The sequence below is a fragment of the Arenibacter arenosicollis genome, assembly GCF_014397245.1.
Classification (GTDB): domain Bacteria; phylum Bacteroidota; class Bacteroidia; order Flavobacteriales; family Flavobacteriaceae; genus Arenibacter; species Arenibacter arenosicollis.
The window spans coordinates 654,386-678,330 of sequence record NZ_JACLHY010000001.1 but is presented as its reverse complement, the minus strand read 5'-3'; the positions used below and the strand labels follow the sequence as shown (position 1 = coordinate 678,330).

The 23,945-nt window shown below is 37.7% G+C and carries 16 protein-coding genes; 5 read left to right on the top strand and 11 right to left on the bottom strand.

The genetic code is table 11. The annotated features are described in order from the left end of the window. Nucleotides 1-65: 65 nt before the first annotated feature. Both H4O18_RS02715 and H4O18_RS02710 read right to left on the bottom strand, forming a co-directional pair. On the bottom strand, nt 66-770 hold the full coding sequence (locus H4O18_RS02715; protein WP_187581553.1) for a TIGR04282 family arsenosugar biosynthesis glycosyltransferase: 705 nt from the start codon (nt 768-770) through the stop codon (nt 66-68). Between the two features lie 237 nt (nt 771-1,007). Next, the gene (locus tag H4O18_RS02710) at nt 1,008-3,296 is read right to left on the bottom strand and encodes an Ig-like domain-containing protein (RefSeq protein ID WP_187581552.1); all 2,289 of its coding nucleotides are present in this window, start codon (nt 3,294-3,296) and stop codon (nt 1,008-1,010) included. A gap of 552 nt (nt 3,297-3,848) precedes the next feature. Here H4O18_RS02710 and H4O18_RS02705 point away from each other — a divergent pair. Further along, complete coding sequence (locus H4O18_RS02705) at nt 3,849-5,009, top strand: iron-containing alcohol dehydrogenase (protein ID WP_187581551.1); 1,161 nt, start codon at nt 3,849-3,851, stop codon at nt 5,007-5,009. A 122-nt stretch (nt 5,010-5,131) separates the two neighbouring features. Here H4O18_RS02705 and H4O18_RS02700 read toward each other — a convergent pair whose 3' ends face one another. The 5 genes from H4O18_RS02700 to H4O18_RS02680 form a co-directional block, all read right to left on the bottom strand. Then, nucleotides 5,132-5,638: an OmpH/Skp family outer membrane protein gene (locus H4O18_RS02700; RefSeq protein ID WP_187581550.1), complete on the bottom strand. Its 507-nt coding sequence runs from the start codon at nt 5,636-5,638 to the stop codon at nt 5,132-5,134. A 297-nt stretch (nt 5,639-5,935) separates the two neighbouring features. Then, nucleotides 5,936-6,763, bottom strand: coding sequence for a class I SAM-dependent methyltransferase (locus tag H4O18_RS02695; RefSeq protein ID WP_187581549.1), 828 nt, complete (start codon nt 6,761-6,763; stop codon nt 5,936-5,938). Nucleotides 6,764-7,386: 623 nt separating this feature from the next. Further along, entirely contained in the window at nt 7,387-9,255 is a 1,869-nt protein-coding gene (gene mnmG / locus H4O18_RS02690) for a tRNA uridine-5-carboxymethylaminomethyl(34) synthesis enzyme MnmG (RefSeq protein ID WP_187581548.1), read from the bottom strand. Nucleotides 9,256-9,260: 5 nt separating this feature from the next. After that, nucleotides 9,261-9,680 carry an rRNA maturation RNase YbeY gene (gene ybeY, locus H4O18_RS02685; protein WP_187581547.1) on the bottom strand — a complete coding sequence of 140 codons (420 nt, stop codon included), beginning with the start codon at nt 9,678-9,680 and terminating at the stop codon, nt 9,261-9,263. Further along, on the bottom strand, nt 9,673-13,131 hold the full coding sequence (locus tag H4O18_RS02680; RefSeq protein ID WP_187581546.1) for a hypothetical protein: 3,459 nt from the start codon (nt 13,129-13,131) through the stop codon (nt 9,673-9,675). Before H4O18_RS02680 ends, ybeY begins: the two co-directional genes overlap by 8 nt. Before the next feature lie 110 nt (nt 13,132-13,241). On the opposite strand from H4O18_RS02680, the gene gltX reads away from it, so the two are divergent. Both gltX and H4O18_RS02670 read left to right on the top strand, forming a co-directional pair. Further along, nucleotides 13,242-14,753: a glutamate--tRNA ligase gene (gene gltX, locus H4O18_RS02675; protein ID WP_187581545.1), complete on the top strand. Its 1,512-nt coding sequence runs from the start codon at nt 13,242-13,244 to the stop codon at nt 14,751-14,753. A gap of 152 nt (nt 14,754-14,905) precedes the next feature. Next, the gene (locus H4O18_RS02670; RefSeq protein WP_187581544.1) at nt 14,906-15,835 is read left to right on the top strand and encodes an SPFH domain-containing protein; all 930 of its coding nucleotides are present in this window, start codon (nt 14,906-14,908) and stop codon (nt 15,833-15,835) included. An 86-nt stretch (nt 15,836-15,921) separates the two neighbouring features. On the opposite strand, the gene H4O18_RS02665 is transcribed toward H4O18_RS02670, so the two are convergent. The 4 genes from H4O18_RS02665 to H4O18_RS02650 form a co-directional block, all read right to left on the bottom strand. Next, a complete protein-coding gene (locus H4O18_RS02665; RefSeq protein ID WP_187581543.1) occupies nt 15,922-16,137 on the bottom strand; it encodes a DUF6327 family protein in 216 nt (71 codons plus the stop codon). A 6-nt stretch (nt 16,138-16,143) separates the two neighbouring features. Further along, nucleotides 16,144-16,488, bottom strand: coding sequence for a phage holin family protein (locus H4O18_RS02660; RefSeq protein WP_187581542.1), 345 nt, complete (start codon nt 16,486-16,488; stop codon nt 16,144-16,146). Nucleotides 16,489-16,499: 11 nt separating this feature from the next. Continuing rightward, nucleotides 16,500-16,829, bottom strand: a complete 330-nt coding sequence (locus H4O18_RS02655; RefSeq protein ID WP_187581541.1) for a YtxH domain-containing protein — start codon at nt 16,827-16,829, stop codon at nt 16,500-16,502. A gap of 421 nt (nt 16,830-17,250) precedes the next feature. Further along, the gene (locus H4O18_RS02650; RefSeq protein WP_187581540.1) at nt 17,251-18,936 is read right to left on the bottom strand and encodes a glutamine--tRNA ligase/YqeY domain fusion protein; all 1,686 of its coding nucleotides are present in this window, start codon (nt 18,934-18,936) and stop codon (nt 17,251-17,253) included. 251 nt (nt 18,937-19,187) lie between these two features. On the opposite strand from H4O18_RS02650, the gene H4O18_RS02645 reads away from it, so the two are divergent. After that, on the top strand, nt 19,188-21,449 hold the full coding sequence (locus H4O18_RS02645) for a T9SS type B sorting domain-containing protein (protein ID WP_187581539.1): 2,262 nt from the start codon (nt 19,188-19,190) through the stop codon (nt 21,447-21,449). Between the two features lie 6 nt (nt 21,450-21,455). Next, complete coding sequence (locus H4O18_RS02640) at nt 21,456-23,543, top strand: PorP/SprF family type IX secretion system membrane protein (protein WP_187581538.1); 2,088 nt, start codon at nt 21,456-21,458, stop codon at nt 23,541-23,543. Nucleotides 23,544-23,945: the final 402 nt, after the last annotated feature.

Sequence of the window (23,945 nt, the reverse complement as noted above, 5' to 3'; positions counted from 1 at the left end):
TAGAGTCCCGTTATTAAAATTTTGAACGATAAGGGCGAAAGTGATTTGGAAATTGATTTCCTCAACTAAGAAAAGACGGTAGAACAGGAAGGGGAACCTTTATTAAAATAATTGCTTACAAAGCAAAAATTTATGAATATGCTCCGATGATGAATATATTTTTTCCCCGGTACTATTAAGGATTTAATTATATGAAAGATCTTTGCTGAATATGTCCTAAACCCATTTAGAATCCTTTTTAGATCGGTATAATTATCCAGATCCAACAGGGTTTGAAGTTGAATTATTTGAATATTCGAAACTTCAATAAGTTCAGTAATTTTTTTGATGAGTGAATTTGTTTTCCAAGGCAAATCCCTAAAAACCGTATCATCAAATTGGGATTTATTAAGTCCCATTAAATAAAAACCTCCATCCCTCGAGGGACCCAAAACAAACTTATTTGCTCTCAAATATCCCGAAGCTTTCAGTATATCGGAAACCTTTAGTTGGGGCGTATCGTTCCCAATGGTAATGACATTATCAAATCCCTTATCGAAAATGGATTTGATTGCATTTACAAACCTTTCCCCAAAAGATTTTCCATATTGCTCCTTTTCAGTAATAAGAAAAAAGGGAAGTCCTGTTTTTTTTGCAGTACTTATTGCATGTTCCGTTAAACCTTGAAATAATACACTACCCTTGGGGATGGCCTTATGTTTCAATTCTTCCTTGGAGGAATTGGCAAACACCAAAATTGCAGTTGTATATATTTTAAAGGTTTCGGGCATTGCTCTTGTTATTTCATAAACATACAATAAAATCCTAGAATTGTTTGGTCGATTGCCGAACCATTTCATTACAAGATCGAGCCATAACAATGTCTGCTTATTCCAAATTAAACTAATTCATGTATATGGCTTATAGTATGAAGGGACTCTTGCCTTTAGTAATGTAGAAGTACTAAAATCAAAAAAAATCAGCTTCAAGATTGAAGCTGATTTTATTATAATGACAAATCTAGACGTTTATTCCCTAATGATAGGTATAGTTTGTTTTGAATTGGATGAAGTAAGGGTAAGATAATAAACCCCTTTCATCTGTCTACCAATGTTGGATAATTGCAAATCCACATCCGTTTGGGATGGCTTAGCAATAAATTTACCCTGTTCAAGTTGAATGCCAACGGCATTGGTAACACTGTAATTATAATCACCTGAAGTGCCTTCTGGAAGTTTCAGGGAAATTTTACCATCACTCTTAACTGGATTGGGATAGGCGATAGTTTTTGCAGCTAAAGTAGATCCCACATTAAAACTAATCGTTTTGGTCGCAATTACACTACCAGAACCACTACTACCTGAATATGCAACAGCATTCAAAGTATATGATCCATTAAAAAGATTTGCAGGAACATAATTCCCATTCTCATCTCCAAATAGAGCATAAGGTGCGAAAGACTCTACCCAACTTCTGGATAATGCTCCTGTTAGTATAAATACTACACTCTTAGTATTTGTTGGGGCATTTGCTCTTATATTCACACCTTGAGCCGCAATAGAAGTCAGCGATGCTCCGTTGGAGATTGGACCAAGGTTTGCATTGGAGGAGGCATTGATTAAATCAAAACTTATCGTGGGAACAGTGGGTGACGTAGGCTGGCCAGAACCAGCTATAATGTTTATTGTCTTCGATGCTGTGGCTCCCAAATTGTCAGTTACAATCACTTTTATTTCATGATTCCCCGCTGTAATTCCTACAATTGGATGAGGTGTAAAGCTCGCTCCATCCGTATCCACCACTATTCCATCTACCAAAATTTGATATTTAATTACACTTCCATCACTGTCGCTGGCAGACACACCGACTGATACCGTGCTGCCTGGATTAACCTGTTGACCATCAATTAAGGTCGTAAAACTAACTGTAGGAGCTTTATTCCCGCCAGTTGGAGGAGTCGGGGAAGGAGGCGTTGGAGAAGTTCCCCCAACAGTAATATTCACAGTTGCCGATGTACTGGTTCCACTGTTATCAGTTACCGTTGCCTTAATACCATAATTTCCTGCACTCATTTGATTAAGTAGATGTGGCGTGTAAAAAGTTCCATCTGTGTCCACTAAAGAATTGTTAACAAAAATTTGATGTTGTACAATACTTCCGCCCGGATCACTAGCAGATAATCCAATTGATAAACTGCTGCCAACTGCAAAATTCTGCCCATTAGTAATGTTGGTAAAAATTACAGATGGTGGATTATTGCCGGAAGGTGGTGTTGTAGGTGGTGTTGGTGGTGTTGGTGGTGTTGGAGAACTACCGCCTACCGTGAAGTTAACCGTTGCCGAGGTACTTGCTCCACTGTTATCGGTAACCGTTGCTTTTAAAGCATAACTTCCTGCTGTTAACTGGTTAAGCAAATAGGGCGAATAGCTTGCCCCATCCGTGTCTACCAGAGTATTATTTACAAAAATTTGATACTTGGAAATATTTCCATCAGAATCGTTTGCAGATAACCCAACAGATAAACTACTACCTACTGAAAAGTTCTGTCCGTTGGTAATGTTAGAGAAACTTACAGTTGGTGGGATATTGTTAGCCGGTGGTATTGGAGGCGTAGGGGGGGGTGGAGTTGTTGGAGGGGTAGAACCTCCGCTACAATTTGTCTGAGCTGTGGATAAGTTTTGGGCACTGGATGCAGAATAGCTACCCTCCTTGTAGAGAACCATTCTATCTATAGAATGTCCGGAAGATCTTCCAGATACCTGAATGGAGTAAACACCAGCTTGATTAAAAGTGGCATATATAAAATGATCATCGTGGTCACTGGTCTGAGTAGACCAACTCCAATTTATAACATTGGTGAAAATTTTAAAATACCCGCCAGATGTAGCCCCATTTGCGACTGGAGATTTACCAGACCCCCCTGGGTAAACCCTATGTGAGCCTTTTAAACCATAAAAATCAGAGGCATTGATTTTCAGCCAGGAATCGTTATGTTCAGTAGAGGGGTTGGAGCTGGCGATTACCCCGATTTTATTCCTCCAAATAAACCTGTATGTTCCTGGAGAATTAATCCTCACACTATATGTTATAACAGAACTACCGGGTGCGCCAAATGAGTCGTTTCCTCTATAAACCAAAGCTGAATTTGCGGATGCATCCGGAACTGATTCCTTACGCCAGCTTCCAGCTAATTTAGCTTCCATTTCCAAAATTGCAATTCCATTTCGCTCTTCAAAATCAACACCCGTGCACTGGGAATAGACCTGTTGAAAAAAAATGATGTTAACGAGTAATAAGAGAGTAATTTTTGTTTTCATAATTCATAATGTTTAGTGGGGTTAATGTATAATTAATGTTATAGATTATGTAGAACACAAAAAAAGCATATATATCCTTTATGGCTTTACAAAACTTTTCCGAAAGTAAATCCACCGAAATGGATAACTCTTAAATAAATGTTAAGGGGGAATGGAGGCAAAAATACGATGAAACGGCTAAATTCATCTATCAAGAGACCATAATTTAACATTAATTTTATATTAATCCGGAAATAATCACAAATGTAATAGCCAAAACGTCCTATTTTTGACTTTAACGTGAATATTAATACCTCTTTCAGTTAAAATTGATCTAATTACTAATTGAATATCAACAAACTAAAACCATCCATTTCATATTTTACCTAGTGTGGAAATATATGAGTATCCTAATCCATTGATTAGAATTTTGATTCTACACTAGAATAATTTTTAATTTAAAAATCCATATCCCATTCTTTTGTTAAAGCCAATCATATAGTGAATGAACATTCATTTTCTTGTATCTTTGCACTGTAATTAAATAAATGTTCAACATTATACGCTATTAATATGAATAATTTTAAATATAAAAATCCGACCAAAATATTGTTCGGTAAGGGACAAATAGAAAATTTGACAGAAGAGATTCCCGCCAATGCCAAAATATTAATGTTATATGGGGGAGGAAGCATTAAAAAGAATGGTATTTACGACCAAGTAAAAAAAGCACTTAAAAATTATGAGGTAATTGAATTTGGAGGTATTCCCGCAAATCCGGAATATGACATTCTTTTGCGTGCCCTGCAGTTAATAAAATCAGAGAATATTACTTTTATGCTGGCCGTAGGTGGAGGTTCTGTAATAGATGGCACCAAATTTTTATCCGCAGCTGCACTTTATAAAGGTGACACTCCTTGGGATCTATTAACACAAAAAACACCAACATTGGAAGGTCTACCTTTTGGAACGGTATTGACCCTGCCCGCAACAGGTTCCGAAATGAATTCAGGAGCGGTGATTACCAGGGCAGAAACCAAGGAAAAGCTAGCCATGGGCGGACCTGGATTGTTCCCAGTATTTTCCATTCTAGATCCACAAGTAATTGCCTCCATTCCAGAGCGCCAATTAGCAAATGGAATAGCCGATGCCTTTACCCATGTACTGGAGCAATATATGACCTATCCCATAGGAGCCTCACTTCAAGATCGTATGGCAGAGAGTGTTTTACAGACCTTGATAGAGGTGGCACCGGTTATTATCAAAAATCCCAAGGATTATACAGCAGCATCCAATTTCATGTGGAGCTGCACCATGGCCCTTAACGGTCTATTGCCTTTGGGCGTACCTACCGACTGGGCAGTGCATGCCATTGGGCATGAATTAACGGCGCTATACGGTATAGATCATGCCAGAACTTTGGCCGTGATTGCTCCAAGTCATTATCGCTATAATTTTGACCGTAAAAAGGAAAAATTGGCACTATATGCAGAGCGAGTTTGGAATATCACCGAAGGAACTTTGGAGGAAAAAGCCAATTTGGGTATTGAAAAAACGGAGTCCTTTTTTCATGAATTGGGAATAAAAACCAAACTTTCAGATTATACCGAGGAATTTGACGGAACCGCAAATGTTATTTCCAATAGGTTTAAAGATAGAGGGTGGTTGGGCCTAGGTGAGCATAAAGCTCTCTCGCCCTCCGATGTAGCCAAAATTGTAGAAATGGCCTATTAAGCCTTTACAAACACAAATTATTAGTTACTGAGCACATTCTAGTTGCAACAAAAAAAACCTTCGAACTTAAGTTCGAAGGTTTTTTTATGATAGATTGTCCTTAAGGATAATTGAATGATATACTACTTCTTGTAATTATCGTTTAAAATTTTAACGATGGCATCGGTAACATTATGGGATTCGGTTCCATAAAGAACGCTACCCCCGTCACCTCCGGTTAAAATAAAAGAATATCCATTTGATTCCCCATAAGCTTTGATTTGCTTTTTTACTTTAGATACCAAGCTATCCATCTCTGTCTGACCTTGCAATTGCAACTGCTGCTCTTCCTGTTGCAACTGTTGACCTATAAACTGACTACGCTGTTGCAACTGACCATACTCCTCTTGTGCCTTAGCCTGTGCCATTTTTTGAGCCTTAGCTTGGAATGCTTGGGCCTCCACTTGAAAAGCTTGGGAAATACTATCCCTCCTTTTTCCAAAAGTTTCAGTTCTTGTCTTAAATTTAGCCTCAATATCAATTTTCTCTTGATAGGTATCCATCAACTTTACATTATCAACGAAAGCTATCTTTTCTTGTTGGCAAGATATTGTTCCGATAAATACCATCGCCAAAACTAATTTTTTCATTTTTCTCTTTAATTTAAATTTGGGCAAAAATAGAAAAGGTTTTTTAGAATAAGTCAAAAATTGTTGTCAAACATTAGAACACAAGTTTTTAGGTGAACATCTCCCATGGTCTTCCAGTACTGAACACCAAAACCCATTTTAGTAACTATAGATAAAATCTATATAATATTGTCTATTCATAATTTTTGATTATTAAAAATAAAGCGATTAATAAGACTACCAGCGTCTTTCCCAAAGGAGCCATATTAGGAGAAGGCAAAGGGCCACAAACCCGCTGAGAACGTCTTAAAACAAGTATTAGTGCCTTTGAATTATGTAGATTAAGGAAGAATACTCTTTGGACCTAAATGCAAACAAATTAGACTTAAATCCTGACCAAAGTGCTTTTACAAAATTCTGTCTACCTGTCTTATACTTTTCAGAAAGCAGGGAAACATAAAAAGCATCAAATATCATAGGTTTAACTTTTACCACTTTCATCCCATGCTTCTCAAAAATCCTGTGAACACTATTTCTAGAAAAATGCCAAAGGTGTCTCGGCACATCGAAAGCTGCCCAAAATTGTTTGTAGTAACCAGCATCGTACGATTTAAAATTAGGAACAGCCACAATAAGCGTTCCTGAATCAGATAGGAGTCCTACCAACTTGGATATCTGTTCATCCAAATTTGGCAAATGCTCCAACACATGCCAAAGGGTTATGACATCAAATTTCTTTTGCGGCAGAGCATCCAAATTTTCAAATAGCTCAATATCCTTTTTACTAGCTTTACGTTTAGCCAGCACACTAGGTTCAACCCCAAAAATTTCCCAGCCGTGCCTTCTCGCTACCGCTAAAAAATCGCCAGTACCTGCTCCCACATCCAACAGCGTTTTTTCTTTAGAAGAATAGGATTCAATAAGTGAAAGTTTACTTTTGAGATTATAACCCTTTACCGTTTGATAAATTTTATCCACTAAGGATTTCTTAGAATCCGTATGTGAAATATAATCTTCACTATCATAATATTTACCCAGATCTTCCGGTTGTGGTTTGGTCACCAACATATCCAATACAGGGTCGTGCAACAATTGAAACGACTCTCCAGTTAGGGTGTAATCTTTAGTCTCTAAATACTGATTCATGGTATAAAGCGCGGATAATTATAAATACACGAAGCAACGAAGATACTTTAAAACAGGAGTTCATGAAAGTGAATTTTAAATAACATTATTCTTTAAGCGCACCCATCCTCCAAATCAATAATAGTATTCCATAGGTCATTAATCCCTTTCTACATTATAAAAAGTAGTATCCACATTTTAGGTACGGAAGGATTAAAATTTGACCCATAAATCATTCATCCAGGAATCAGGCAAAACTATATTCATAAATAACAATTTAGGACATGCAGCAAAACTTCAGGCACACATTAAACTATCAAACCTATTTGAATAGAAATTTTTAAAGACTAAAATTTTCCGACCTTTCGAAAATTGATTTAACTGACTTATTTCGAATCTGAAAACAAACAGTTGTTTAGTTTTAAAGGAACGAAATTCTGCCCAAAAATTCCTTCGAGATTTGTCAAACTTCAGCCAATCGATTTAATATTTGGCCACAAAAACTAAGCCATAAAAAAGGGTGTCTGCCTCTCAAATAGTGCAAACACCCTCTACATAAAATTCAATTACAAGCTCTTAAAAAACCCTAAGATCACATTCAGTTGATTAATGTTCCACGTGGAACATTAAAGTGGGCCAAAAAATTATCGCCCCATATAAACCAGCAAAACGCTAATATCACTTGGAGATACACCGCTTATTCTAGATGCTTGGGAAATAGTAACTGGCTGTATTGCTTTAAGCTTTTCACGAGCCTCATAGGAAAGCGACTTCAATTTACTGTAATCAAATCCTTTTGGAATTTTTATGTTTTCAAGCCGCTGCAATTTATCAGCATTGTTCTTCTCTTTGGCAATATAACCAGAATATTTAACCTGAATTTCCGCCTGCTCCAATATCTCTCGATCCAAATTATTATCTGAAACAAACTCAGAAACACCTTCCAATTGCATCATATGTTCCATGGTTACTTTGGGTCTTGAAAACACTTTAAACATCTTATCCGGTTGCTTAACGGTAGACGAATCCAACTCTTCCAAAATAGGATTTATCTGCTCAGGTTTAAAACTGGTTTCTCTAAAGAATTCTACGAAAGCATTTGATTTACGCTCCTTCTCTTCCATCTTTTCGAGCCTATCTTTTGAAGCCAAGCCCATTTCAAAACTTCTAGGTGTAAGTCTTAAATCCGCATTATCCTGTCTTAATAAAGTCCTGTATTCTGCCCTCGAAGTAAACATTCGATATGGCTCCTCCGTACCCTTCGTAATAAGATCATCTACCAATACTCCAATATAAGCTTCGTCCCTATTGAGAATAAAAGCTTCCTTTTCATTGATTTTCAAATGTGCATTTATCCCGGCCATTAATCCCTGGGAAGCAGCCTCCTCATAACCAGTAGTTCCATTAATCTGACCAGCAAAATACAAGTTATCAATAAGCTTTGTTTCCAAGGTATGCTTTAATTGCGTAGGCGGAAAATAATCATATTCTATGGCGTAACCCGGTCTAAAAAATTTGACATTCTCAAAACCTTTAACGGATTTTAAAGCCTTATATTGAACATCCTCCGGCAAGGAAGTAGAAAATCCATTCACGTACACCTCTACCGTATTCCAACCCTCAGGTTCCACAAAAAGTTGATGACTATCCTTATCCGCAAATCGATTGATTTTATCCTCAATAGAAGGACAATATCTTGGCCCCAAACTCTTAATCCTCCCATTGAACATAGGAGAACGATCAAACCCCTCTCTAAGCAAATCGTGAACCAAAAGACTTGTATGGGACATATAGCAATCCCGTTGCTTAGTAAGTGCCTTTGTATCCGAATATGAAAACTTCTCTGGAATTTCATCACCTGGCTGGGGAATCATTAAAGAATAATCTAAGGAACGTCCGTCCACCCTGGGTGGTGTTCCTGTCTTCATTCTCCCACTTTCAAAACCTAGTCCCACCAATTGTTCGGTAATTCCGGTAGCCGCCTTTTCACCTGCTCTACCCCCACCAAATTGCTTGTCTCCAATATGAATTAAACCATTTAAGAAAGTACCGTTGGTAAGCACAACAGACCTAGATCTAATGTCAATTCCTAAGGATGTTTTAACACCTACAGCACGACCATTCTCTACCAAAAGTCCAGACACCATCTCCTGATAAAAATCAACATTAGAGGTGTTTTCCAAAGCCATTCTCCACTCCTCCGCAAAACGCATCCTATCGTTTTGTGTCCTAGGACTCCACATGGCAGGACCCTTGCTTTTATTAAGCATCTTAAACTGAATGGCACTCTTGTCACTAACTATGCCGCTATAGCCGCCAAGGGCATCAATCTCGCGGACAATCTGTCCCTTTGCAATTCCACCCATGGCGGGATTACAGGACATTTGCCCAATAGTCTGTAAGTTCATTGTAACCAAAAGGGTCTTAGACCCAAGATTAGCCGCAGCAGCAGCAGCCTCGGCACCGGCATGACCGGCACCAACCACTATAACATCATATTCCTTTTCAAACATAATTTCTAATGTTCCACGTGGAACAATTTAATTTTTTCATCTTCCTTTGCCCTCATCAACAAGGCTTCTTCCACACTCTTGTCACCAAACCCAATAAGGTGTAACACACCATGAGCCATTACTCGTTTCAATTCAGTGTTAAAATCTACCCCAAAATCAGAGGCATTATCCTTGACACGTTCAACAGAAATAAAAATATCTCCTGCGAGTCCATTTAAATCCTCATAAGGAAAAGTAATAATATCAGTATAGGTATCATGATTTAGATAGTCTTGATTTATCTTCAATAGATACTCATCATCACAAAAGATAAAATCCAACTGGCTATGATTTCGTCCCTCAGACACTACCAACCTACTAATCCAATCGGCAAACTTGGTTTCATCCCCTATTACAAAATCAGTCTCGTAGTGAAAATCAATCATCAATTCTAAAATATTCCTTAACCTTAATTTGAAAATTTTGCTGCAAAGGTAATGCTTGTCTGTTTAAAATCTCCACCTCATTACGATAATTATCTAATATTGAGGGTTTAGTAAGTATCGGGTTCTGAAACACATCAATGGCTCTATTGCTCTCCCTTTTCTCTGACTTCCCTTGCTTAAGAGCCGCATTTTCCAATTTCAGCATTTCACGGTTAATATTATTCATTTTATTAAGGCTTTGCTGGGTAACACCATTCCTTAATAATTCATTCTGAAAATCTTCCATCTGCTTAATCAATTTCTCTCCTATCCTACGATCATCATTATTAATAAGGTCCTTCAATTGATTCTCAAGTTGTTCCCGTAAAGCTTGTTGCTCCTTGTAAATTTCATAAATTTCATTCAACTCCTCCTCACTAGGTCCTCCTTGCTTACTACTAGAACCACCTTCACCTCCAACTCCACCTACTTCACCTTTGGAACCACCAGAACCCTTGCCCTTACCTTCTTTTCCCTTGCTACCATCTTCACCTCCCTGACCATCACCTTTTTCACCACTATTACCTTCCTTCCCCTGCTTATCTCCACTACCTTCACCTTCCTCACCTTCTCCAGGACTCTTTCCTTTTGATCCCGTCTTACCCATTTCTCCCAACTTCTCACCCAATTTCTCCTGACCCATAATAATATCAGGCAATTGAAATCCTTGCCCTTTTCCTTTACCAGAACCCATACTCATATTTTGCTGCATATTCTCCAAAACATTGGCTAAAAAGTCCGAAAGACTATTGGAAGCATTTAAAACATACTTCTGATATGAAGCCCCCTGATACATCTCACTCTCTGCCATACTTTCAAGGGCCTTATCCAAATTATAATAAACCTCACCTATCTGTTCATTTACGAACTCGGTCATCTCCGCCTGTCTTAAGGACAAAGCAAACAAACTATCATCCACGTGTTTGAACAATTCCCTTAATTCCCGCTGCTTCCGAATACTAGATGAATTTACAGTACTGGAAATCTCGGATTGACTTAAACTATTGTACAAACTCTCTTGCTTAAAGGAAAAAGTAATTAAATTATCCAACAACTGTCGCAACACCTCGGCATCTTCAGCTTCCGAAGATCCCCCTCCAGCCCCAGAAGCGGATTGCTTTAAATCTTCCGCAATTTCACTCATCTTTTTGGCAGCTGACTTCTGCTTGGATTTGCCCTTGTCTGAGAGCTTTTTATCGTCTTGAGATCCATCTTGAGATTTAAGCTGTTTACCAATCTCTTCCAAAGCCTGATTTTGATCTTCCTTTACATCTTCAAGTCTACCCATATCAACCTTAAAATTCATAGGCTTTCTTAAGCTAGCAATATCCTTCAATAATTCTTCAACCTCCCTACTAATTTCCTCAAATTTGGCTCTCAACTCTTCTTGTTCATCCTTCAAAAGATCCAAATCTCTTTCCTCCAAAGACTCCTGCCTATCTCCCAACTTTTCCAATTCATTGCCCAACTGTTCAGATTTCTGTTGAATATAATACCGTTTGGTAAGCTCCAAAATCTGCTCCAAATTACGGTCACCATTCTTCTGCCGCTTACCCAACTCCTCCAAACGCCTGGCCAAATCTTCCTTGTCCAACTTCTCGGCTATCCTATTTAACTCCTCCAATAATTTTTCATTCTTTTTAGCCTCCAGTTCCTGTCGTTCAATTCGCTCTTGGAGCAATTTATTCAACTTACTATCCTCATCATGGGTCTTTTTAAGATTATCCTTTAACTGACTACTGAACTTCTTCATTAACTCCTCCTGCTGCTCCTGTTGTTTCAAAAAATCCTTAATCCTATTCTGATCGGAAAAACTCAAACTACTATTCTCCCTTTGTTCCTTGGTTAGTTCTTTCAAGGTCTGCTGTTGATTTTTAGATTTCTCCAAAGACTTATCCAAATTACTCAAAACCGACCTTTGCAACTCTAACTCCCTATCCTTCAACATATTATCATCCAACAATGAAGAGCTAAACACCTGACTCTTAGTTACTTTACCCTTATGAATGGCATCATTATCAACAACCTCGAAATAAAAATCATAAGTAACACCTTCCAACAAATCCAAACCAGAAGGGAAAGTGTAATAAAACTTATCATAATTCAAATTTGGCCTGGACAACTCCAAAACCTTCCTATCTTCCTCCCCCTTTCTATAATACACCAATCTAACAGTGCTTATTTGGTAATCATCTGTAGCCTCCCCCAGGTAATAAGATACATTTGGATTTAAGGAATCCAATACTTGTTCAACGCGTAAACTAGGATAAGCGTCCCTAACCACCGTAAACCGATAACCCAATCTCTCGTAATCCTTAATATTACTATTGGCAGTAGCCAATTCGTAATCCAAATCCGAAAAAATTCTTTTCGAAAAAGTGAAACGGTCGTTAGACTTATTAAAAATTTCTGAACTATCATTGGTATGAAAAATTACCTCCTCAGTAGCCCTGGTATTAATTCTCCACAACACCTCTGTACCCTCCGGAAAAACACCGTTTCCAGTACTCCTAATAACTTCATCCTTTTTCTTGGTATAGTCAGGATAATCCAACACCATATCAAAATCCACTATAGTAGGAGTTTTAAGAACATTTAAAAAATATTCCTTTGATCTAACACCATTTGCCAAGAAATAAAAAGGTGTACTACGCAGAGGCGGTGTAAAAAGATATTGATAAAAGCCATCTTTAAACTGCAAAAGGAATTCCTTACCATTAACTACAATAGACATAGTTTCCGGCCTAATACGACCTTCGGTAGTCACCATTAGAGACGTTGGTTCATTGTCCAATACATTTAAATCAGCATTCACTAACAAAAATCTAAACGGTGCAGGAGGTTCATAGGCCAAATCATAATTAACCACCCTTTTATATGAACTAAAGTAGGAAACAATATCACCTGAAACCCATATTAAACCAAAAATACCAATCGGAATTAATAAATACTTTATATACTTAATATTTTCCTTAAAATTGATTGCCTTAACAAATGGAACTGTCCCAAGGCTTGTTGAACGCTGTTGGATACTAGCCAATAGTAGCTCAGATTTGGAATCACTATCGGCCAAATCCAACAAATTATACAGTTTATCATCAACCTCCGGGAAATACTTTCCAATAAGAAGGGAAGCCTCCTTATTGCTTAGTCCACGTTTCCATTTAAATAAAAAGGATAAGGGAATAAGAATGAATTTCCACGCCAAATATAATTCCGTGCATACAAACAAAAGAAAGAGGATAAACCTTCCGGTAGAATTCAACCACAAATAATACTCTACACCCAGTACGAAAAAAAAGAAAAGCACCCCAAAGGTCATAAAAAGAACCACCCCCTTAAGCAACATCTTGGTATAGAACTTTGCAATAAAGGCATTAAGCTTATCCAATATATTTTTATAATTCTCCAAAGTCCAACATATTTAGAACCAAGATACGAAAAACCCGAATAGGCCCCATGCCGCAAAAACCCCTTAACCAAATAGAACGCTTTACGTATCTTTGGGCAAAAATTAATACAATGACCAAGAAAGTACGCGTTCGTTTTGCTCCTAGCCCAACAGGTCCATTACATATTGGTGGTGTTCGTACCGCTCTCTTCAATTATTTATTTGCGAAAAAGAACAATGGGGACTTTTTATTGAGAATAGAGGACACAGACCAAAATCGCTATGTTGAAGGTGCCGAACAATATATAATAGATGCCCTAAACTGGTGTAATATACCTTACGATGAAGGTCCCGGAAAAGATGGCGGTTATGGTCCGTACCGACAAAGCAGTAGGAAAGATCTATATAAAAAATATGCCGATACCCTTATTGATAACGGACACGCCTATTATGCATTTGACACAAGTGAAAAGCTGGATTTTCATAGAAAGGACCACGAAGAAAAAGGGAAAACTTTTATTTACAATTACCACAACCGGTTAAAACTCTCCAACTCCCTGTCCTTAAGTCCATCCGAAACAAAGGCCAAATTGGAAGCAGGAGAGGACTTTGTTATACGCTTTAAAACTCCACAGGATTCCCAATTACAACTTCACGATATCATTAGAGGCGACATAAAAATAGATACCAATACCCTTGACGACAAGGTATTGTTTAAAAGTGATGGAATGCCAACCTATCATTTAGCCAACATAGTGGATGACCATTTAATGCAGATTAGCCACGTTATACGGGGTGAAGAATGGTTACCATCATTAGCCCTTCACCAGCAATTATACGACGCTTTTGGATGGGAAGCACCACAATTTGCACATCTACCTTTAATAATGAAACCGGTAGGAAAAGGCAAGCTAAGTAAAAGGGATGGAGCAAAAATGGGCTTTCCTGTATTTCCACTCACTTGGGAAGATTCCGTTGGATACCGCGAGGAAGGCTATTTTCCAGAAGCAGTTACCAACTTCCTGGCATTACTAGGATGGAATCCAGGGACAGAACAAGAAATCTTTTCACTTGATGAGCTAGTAGCTGCCTTTAGCTTGGAAAGAGTAAACAAATCAGGAGCACGATTTGATCCAGATAAAACCAAATGGTATAATCAACACTATATGCAGACGCAGGACAATGCCCAACTGGCCAATGCGTTTATGTTGAACTTGAAAAACAGAGGTATTCCTTTACCACAAGAAAAGGATAATGCAAACTATATAAAGGAAGTAATTACATTAATTAAGGAACGTGCAACCTTTGTAAACGATTTTTGGGACTTAGGCAGTTATTTCTTTGTTGCACCAACCAACTACGATGAAAAGGCGGTTAAAAAGCAATGGAAGGAAGACAGTGCTGTTATAATGACACAATTGTTAACCCTAATGGAGGGTATCGATGTTTTTTCCTCTGAAAATCTTGAAAATCAAGTGAAGGCATGGATTACAGACAACGAACTATCCTTTGGAAAGGTAATGCCCCCATTACGTTTAGTTATTGTTGGTGAGATGAAAGGACCACATATATTCGACATTATTGCATTAATTGGCAAGAAGGATAGCATGGACAGAATTAAAACAGCTATTTCCGTTTTGTAGACCATTTATTTCATACAATAAGGAAAGATTTGAATGCCCTTTAAGAAAAGGCCTCCGTGGCCATGAAATTGAAAATGTAACATCTTGGACTAAAAAGCGACATATCTGCAAAGTCTTTTGTAAATTCATTAACTAATTTTAAACACTTAATCATGGGTTCATTTTTACTAATACCGATACTGTTATTCGGTCTTATTATTCTTTTTTCTTCTTTCTTTACTGTTAAGCAACAAACCGCAGTTATTATTGAGCGTTTTGGAAAATTTAATAGTGTACGTACTTCCGGTTTAGGAATGAAAATTCCGCTTGTAGACCGCATTGTCGCCCGTGTTGGGCTAAAAATTCAACAATTGGATGTAATTGTTGAGACCAAGACCTTGGACGATGTCTTTGTAAAACTTAAAATCTCAGTACAATATGTTGTTTTAAAAAATAAAGTCTACGAAGCTTTTTATCAATTGGAATATCCACATGATCAAATTACCTCTTACGTATTTGATGTGGTACGTGCCGAAGTTCCGAAAATGAAATTGGATGATGTATTCGTAAAAAAGGACGATATCGCCATTGCAGTTAAAACCGAGCTTCAAGATGCGATGTTGGATTATGGATACGATATTATTAAAACCCTAGTAACGGATATAGATCCGGATGCACAGGTAAAAGAAGCCATGAACCGTATCAATGCCTCTGAAAGGGAAAAAATTGCTGCACAATTTGAAGGTGATGCAGCACGTATCCTAATCGTAGAAAAAGCAAAAGCAGAAGCAGAAAGCAAAAGGCTACAGGGTCAGGGTATTGCCGATCAGAGAAGGGAAATTGCCCGTGGACTGGAGGAATCTGTGGAAGTTTTGAACAAAGTCGGTATAAATTCACAGGAGGCCTCTGCCCTAATCGTTGTTACACAACATTATGACACCCTACAGTCCATAGGGGAAGCTACTAACACCAATTTAATACTGTTGCCTAATTCTCCCCAGGCCGGAAGTGACATGTTAAATAACATGGTAGCCTCTTTTACCGCCAGTAATATGATTGGAGAATCTATGAAAACGCAAAATAAAAAGAAAGATACCAAATAGTCTACAATTTTTCCTTTAAAGCAAAAACCTTTTACTGTTTGTGTTTAACAAGTAGTAAAAGGTTTTTCTTTACATAAAAGATGAAACTAACCAAGTTTCTTTAAAATCTTATTGGCCACAAAGGAAATAATCAATTTTTTTGTTATACCTGCAAATCCTCCCAATAACCTAGTGGGATACAAACTAGTTTTTGCATTGTTAAGGTGCCCTTTAAGCTGCTCCTTATCAATAGCTCTCTGTAATTTTAAAATTCTCAACTTTTGATCTATTTCCTCAAAAGAATTAAATGAAGGTATTGCCATAACTTGTTAATCAAAATAATATTTAGAAAAATTCTTCAACATGGGTTTGTCCAATTTATGTCTGTATAAAAAACATATTGCTCCAATAAGTACGTAAAATAGCCCCACAAACAAGAATCCCAGGAAAGTATTTTCCAACCAAATGCCAATCCCATAAGCTGCCGCGAAGGATAACATAAACAAAGCAAGTAACGCTATGCTTCCAACCATCAAGACCTTGGCAAAGGTAGTAATGCTACGCATTGTAATTTTGAACACCTGCAGTTTATAATACTCACCAGTATTTTCCAAATACGACCTAACATCACTATCAACTTCTGTAAAACTTTCCTTTATATCCTCTAAAGCCATCTAACTTTTCTTTACTTCTGTAGTTGTGCGTTCTTTACTTTTAGGTCGGCCAACTTCTTTTCCAGTGCGGATATAATATCGTCTGCCTTATAGCTCATATTGGAGATGGTCTCTTCCAATTTTTGATCAAAGTCAATCTTCTTGGCCTCGGCCGTTTTTGTAAGCTCTTCTTTTGCAAGGGATATTCTACTAGTTAGATCATCCGTTGTTTCCATAGCTTTTTTCTTAATCCTTTTTCTGGTTTTGGTTCCCTTATCAGGAGCATATAATATTCCTATTCCGGCACCAATTGCAGCACCTGTTAGCAAAGCCAACAAAGTATTTCCACTGTCGTTTGTCATAATAATTGTTTTTAATGTTATTACTTCCTATTTCGTTCAAATTAATTTACATCCAATAAAAACCATTTGCTGTTAATTTCCAGTTAAATAAAAAAAATCCTGGCAGCATATGGAAATTACCGGGGTTCTAAATCCCATATTGGAATAAATTCTTCTTGAAAATATGAAGCAGTTGTTAATAGTTCAAAATTAAGGGGAAGGAGAACTTAACATTGCCACTATCCAACAAACTTTTGACCTAAATAGCCGTGATGGACAATTTTTTACCCTAAAACCAATTTAAGGCATTTTAAAGAACATAAAAATCTACGAGATGGATTTACCTTGGCTCAAAAAAAAACCACAGCAAATAAGAGCTATGGCTTCCGTTTTTTATAGAAAATACCAATTGTTATATCAAAAGGTATCAACTAAATTTATGCTATTTTTTTTCCTGAATTTTCGCCCAGGTATCCCTTAATCCGACCGTTCTATTGAAAACCAAATTATTGGGTTTGCTGTCCTTATCGATATTGAAATATCCCATACGTTGAAATTGAAATATATCACCAATATTTCCTTCGGCCAAACTTGGCTCCACAAAAGCCGAGATAATTTTTAGAGAATCAGGATTAATGAAGTCCAAGAAATTTTTATCCTTATGTGAATCCGGTGTCTCATCGGTAAAAAGACGATCGTACAACCTAACCTCTGCTTTCAAAGCGTGCTTTACGGAAACCCAATGCAAGGTACCCTTTACTTTTCTTAAACTTTCTTCCGTTCCACTTCCACTCCTACTTTTTGGATCGTAGGTACATTGAACTTCAATAATATTCCCATCGGTATCTTTTGTGCAGGATTCCGCCATTATAATATATCCATTCTTAAGGCGAACCTCGCCTCCAAGTTTTAATCTGAAGAATTTTCTATTGGCCTCCTCCAAAAAATCTTCCTGTTCAATATACAATTCCCTTGAAAATGGTAATTTTCTATACCCAGCTCCCTCGTCTTCCTGGTTGTTTTCCGCCTCTAACCATTCTTCTTTCCCTTCGGGATAATTGGTCAAAACTACCTTTAACGGATTTAAAACGCCCATTACCCGTGGCGCAATTTTATTTAAATGTTCCCGTACATGAAATTCCAACAAGGAAACGTCTACCACATTATCTCTTTTTGCAATTCCAATTGTATCCGCAAAATTTCTAATGGACTCTGGTGTATACCCTCTTCTTCTCAATCCAGAGATGGTAGGCATTCTAGGGTCATCCCAACCACTTACAAAGCCTTGTTCCACCAATTGAAGTAACTTTCGTTTACTAACAACGGTGTGACTAAAGTTTCTCCTTGCAAACTCCCTTTGCTTGGGTCGCACTAATTCCTGGTCCACTACTTGATCTAAAAACCAATCATAAAGCTCCCTATGCATAGCAAATTCCAACGTACACAACGAATGCGAAACCTGTTCTATATAGTCGCTCTCCCCATGGGTCCAATCGTACATCGGATAAATACACCAATCGGTATTTGTTCTGTGATGAGCTCGGTATAAAATCCTGTACATAATTGGATCGCGCATCAACATATTGGAAGAGGACATATCCACTTTAGCCCTTAAAACATGTTCTCCTTCTTTAAACTTTCCATTCCGCATTCCCTCAAATAACTCCAAATTCTCTTCCACAGTGCGCTCTCTGTAAGGGCTAGGAGTACCTGCCTCAGTAGGTGTCCCTTTTTGGGCCGCAATTTCCTCAGAGGACTGACTATCTACATAGGCCTTTCCCTGTTTTATCAGCACTACGGCCCAATCGTATAACTGTTGAAAATAATCGGAAGCAAAACATTCTGTATCCCATTCGTAACCAAGCCATTTAACGTCCTCTTTAATGGCATCTACATATTCCTGTTCCTCCTTGGCTGGATTGGTGTCATCAAAACGCAAATTAACAGGTGCCTGATATGTTAATCCCAAACCGAAATTAAGACATATAGAACTCGCATGTCCTATATGAAGATAACCATTTGGCTCAGGTGGAAATCTAAATCGAAGCTTATCCTTAGGAAAACCCTTACCTAAATCTTCCTCCACAATATGCTCTATAAAATTTAGCGATTTTGATGCTTCACTCATATTCTCTTTTTTGATGCGCAAATGTACGGAAAATGCAGGGAAAGCAGACTATAATTTACGCATACCATACAATAAAGTGGGTTTCACAACAGATTTAAATGTCCTTACAACTTTAAATTTCCAGTATTATAATTATATGACATATTTGTGGTTGGATACTTTGTAACTCAAGGTATTGCCAAATTTTAAAAAAAGTTATCTGATAATTATCAACAATAAATGCTGGTAGTAACCCCTAACTACAACATCTTATGAACCCGAACAAGAAAAATAACCTACTGATTTTCGTTCTAACATTTATGATGTTGGGTATAAACTTTATTTCCGCCCAGACATTGAACAAACCTACTCCGGCCGACAACCCAAATATTGCGGGCAATAGTCCATGGACAGCCGTGTGTGCCTCGGCCGATTTTAATGAGTACTATGTAAAGTTTTCTTGGAGCCCACCATTAGTCAATAGCGACAATACCTTTATATTGGAATTATCAGACGCTAATGGAAGTTTTGCATCTCCTACCCAACTAGTATCTGATAATACCAAGAATACCACATTTAATTTCGATTTTAAATTTGAATTGCCAACAATTGCACGGGGCGACGGTTATAAAATGCGAGTTAGGAGTACCAGTCCCGCTAAAACAAGTCCTGTTTCAGACGCTTTTGAAATGTATTATATTGATTTTAAGTCTTCCCTATTAATCAGCCCAAACGGTAATGGCAATATTCCTCCAGGAGGAACCATTGAACTCTGTGATGGTAATAGCGCAACCCTGGCAGTTCACAATGTACCGAATCCAGAAACCTATCAGTATAATTGGTATAGAAGTGGGTCACCACTAGCAGAGAAAAGTCATTCCATTACTATTTCTCAAGCCGGTATCTATATGGTAGAAGTAGATTATGGGACCGTATGTTCAGGTTCCGCAAATACATTATCCAATTATATAGAAATAACTACAGGTGCCAGTCTGGGAATCGCATTAAACGCGCCTTCCAAAACCGCTCTTTGCAGTGGAGAAACCGAAGTATTGGAGGCAAATATAATGGGTCAGGGTCTAAGCTATACTTGGTTCAAAAATGGAACAGCAATTACTGCCCCTATTGTAGATGCATATACATATACCGTGGATGCCGCTATTGTAGGTTTTGAAGGTGATTATGCCGTTGAAATAGATGGGGACGGCACTTGCTTGGAGCGTTCGGCTTCCATTACTATGACCAATGCCGGGGATTTTACAGTGACTAGGGACAATGAACCTAACATTGTTATTTTACCCAACCAAACAAAAACTCTTACCGTAAGTACCTCTGCCCCTTCACCAGCTTACCAATGGTATAAGGATAACACTGCCATTGTAGGTGAAACAAACAGTACTTTAACGGCCAATACAATAGGTGTCTACTACGCAGAAGTTACATTAAGCGGAGGCGCCTGTACCTCAGCTACCAAGAATACAGAAACAACTACCCTAGTAAACCCAGATTCCTTTGAGATAATTACAGACTACACTACAGAATATACGGATTGTGTTAATACTAGTGTAGCTTTAGAGGTAAGTAAGATTAATGCAGTACTATCAGATGGTTCCAAAACAGATGTAACAGCAGACTTAAAAAGCAATTTTTCCTATCAGTGGACCAAAGATGGCGCCAACGTACCAAGTGCCAATGGTAGTAGTATAAGTTTAACGAATACCAATGAAAATGGCGAATATAAAGTTCTGGCAACTTTGGACAGTTTCAATTCAAGCTCCAATGCCCTAACAGTGCGCTTGTTGACAAACGAAACCTTAACTGTTTCAGCCAGCGGTAGTGTTATCTGTAATTCCAACGAAAGTATCGATATTTTTACCACAACCGTGTTGACTGGTGAAAGCTATGATTGGTTTAGAGATGGTGTAAATTTAAATACGGCCAGCGAATCCTTATCAGCTACGACCCCAGGTACCTATCAATTGATAATTCAGAAAAACGGATGCGACCTTAAATCAAATGAAATAATTATTTCACCCTTGGACGCTTCATTGATTGCCCTAAGCACAACCAACAATGAAGTAGTATTTCCAGAAGGTGGCAGCAAAATAATTTCAGCCAGTGGTGCTATAAGCTATAAGTGGTACGACCAAAATAATGTTCTAATTAGTGATACTGATACGGTTTCCATCACCCAGGAAGGAAGTTATTTGGTTACGGCGACCATTAACAACTGTGAGGTTTCAAAATCGTTCACCGCCTCTTTTCAGGATACATTCGGAATACCAAATGTAATCACTGCCAATGGTGATGGCTTCAACGATCAATGGGTAATTCCCAATACATATACTAAAGACCCCAATATTTCAGTTATTATTTATAACGATAAGGGAGAGGAAGTGATAAGTCAGAAACAATATCAGAATAACTGGCCAGAGGCTACCATGAAATTCCCAAAGCAAAATATGGTCTTTTATTATACCATAAAAAATGCCAAAGAAACCTTGAAAAAAGGAACTATTACAGTAATACGATAATATACCATGTTTAATAAAAACTACTTATATATTCTTTTCCTTCTACTCTGCCTTACCAAGGTTACAGGGCAGGAAGAAAGTCCGTTTGTGTCTTACGATGTTCCATCACAGAACCTCCTAAAATTTAATAGATTCCTAATAAACCCTACGTTTTCCACAGTACGGGAAGACAAATCCTATATAAACCTACTACACCGAAACCAATCGGTATCTTTTAATGATAATAACCAAGACTATTTCCTAAGTTACAGTGGTAGGGTTAATGACCGTAGTGGTCTGGGTCTAAGCCTATATACTCAGAGAGAAGGTTTAATTTCCAACTACGGGGTTATGGCCAACTATGCCTATGGTATAAAACTTAGTGATAAAAGTAATTTTACATTTGGAGCAAACCTTGCCTATTACAACAGTGGTTTTGACAGGAACAGGGCAAACGCGTTAGATCCCAACGATCCGGCGCTAAATGGCCTACAGGATTCCAATCTATTATCTTTTCAACCAGGATTTAATCTTTCTTATGGAAAATTTGATTTTGGTGTATTCGCTGAAAACCTATTTGATTATAACCTAAAGTCTAGTGAAACAATAACCCAATTCGGGGATAAAACATTCTCCGGTCATTTACAATATACCCATCAGTTTGAAAACGGTGACGGTATCTTTGAAAAAGGGCGACTAATGCCTTTGGCTCGAGTACGTAAAATTGGAACAGAAGAAGTAGTTCTGGGCGGAAGTTTAATCCTTGACCTGCCAAAATTAGGTTGGTTACAAGGCGGATACGATAGTTTTTATGGTGCTTCCGCAGGTATAGGTTTTAACATAAATCGAAGGCTTTCTTTAGGATATACTATGGAAAAGGGATTGTCCAACAATTTTGACAATTTCGGGCTTACCCATGAAATATCCTTTGCCTGTTCCATAACACCAACCCTAACAGAAGATAGGGTAATGTTGGAGGAAGGTTATGAGGAACTGGCGCAGAACGCAGAAGAACCAGAAGAGAAATTAACAGCGCAACAGCTGGAAATAGAAAAACTGAAAAAGGCTTTGGCAGAAAATGATGAAATTTTGGCCGAGCTAATGTTCCGTCAGGATTCATCGGAAGTCAACCGTCAAAAGGATTTGGAACGCAGGTTCGAAATGGTAATGAGAATGGTTAGGGCAGAAACCCAGGGCAAGCGTCCAGACATAGAGGAAAAAGCCAAGAAGATGTACTTGGTAAATAATGAAAACGGAGGCTTGGTTGCCAATTCAAAACCAACTAACAAGGAAAATAAACCGAACGCTATAAACTCGGTTACCAAATCCAAGGATGCCATAGTCACTAGGGAAGTGAAAACCAAAATAACTCCAAGGACCAAGACGGAGGACACCCAAGAGGATGAGTTTACAAAGGTTGCACAACAAAACAATATTAAGAGCAGAAAATTCAGGAACTTGGATGGCGTAGCAGACGGATACTATATTGTAGCCAATGTATATAAAGGCGAGAAGTATCTTAACAAGTTCGTAGAAGAACTTGCCAATTCCGGAGTACGAGCAGACCATTTCGAAAATTCAAACAATGGCCTTAAATATGTATATCTGGAAAGGTATGACACATGGCAAGAAGCCTTGGCTGCTCATAAATCCAACTTAAACGGTTCCTATAACAAGGACATGTGGATCATGAATGTTGACAACACCAATTATACGGATGCAGGTAAGGCCTATGTGGATAACGTAAACAAAATCAAGGAAAAATCATCTAAATATGCGGTGGACAAACTACAGAAGAATGTAGTTGTCAAAGATAATGTTACTTCCAACGACCCAACAGCCAAGGTATATAAGATAAATGGTTTGGGAACTGGATACTATATTATTGCCAATGTATTTGCCAATGCCAACAACGCCAATCGATTTGTAAAAATGTTAAATGCCCAAGGACTTAGTGCCAGTTACTTTATAAACCCAGAAAATAATTATCGGTATGTTTATTTAAAAAGGCACGAATCCTGGAATAATGCACTTGTTTCCTATTACTCAAAAATAAATGACACTTACAATGAAAAAATGTGGATTATGCGAGTTAACCCAAATAATATTACCTAGGAAGTGTAATATAGAATAAGGTAAAAAAAGAATATAATTCTCAATTTAAAATACGTCTTAGATAATAAGAAAGCAGTAAAAAAGCAGTAAAACCGATAGCAATAAATCCTCAATAACATATTTCTATTTACAATCAAATTTTAGAACCCTCCAAATTCAGTTGTTATAATTTTATTATTATCCCAACTATTTATCTTTTGGGGAATAAAAGGTATGCCTTATCCAGGCAGAATTGCCGTTTAATATCGTACACCTTGATGTATACACCTTTACCGATAAATCCCGTATTCTATCGAAATCTCATTTTTAGCCAGATTATCTGAAAAAGTGATCACACCATACGTAAAATGCGTTTCACAACATAAATATAAGCCCCTACAACAATAACTTCCTAGCCTCATT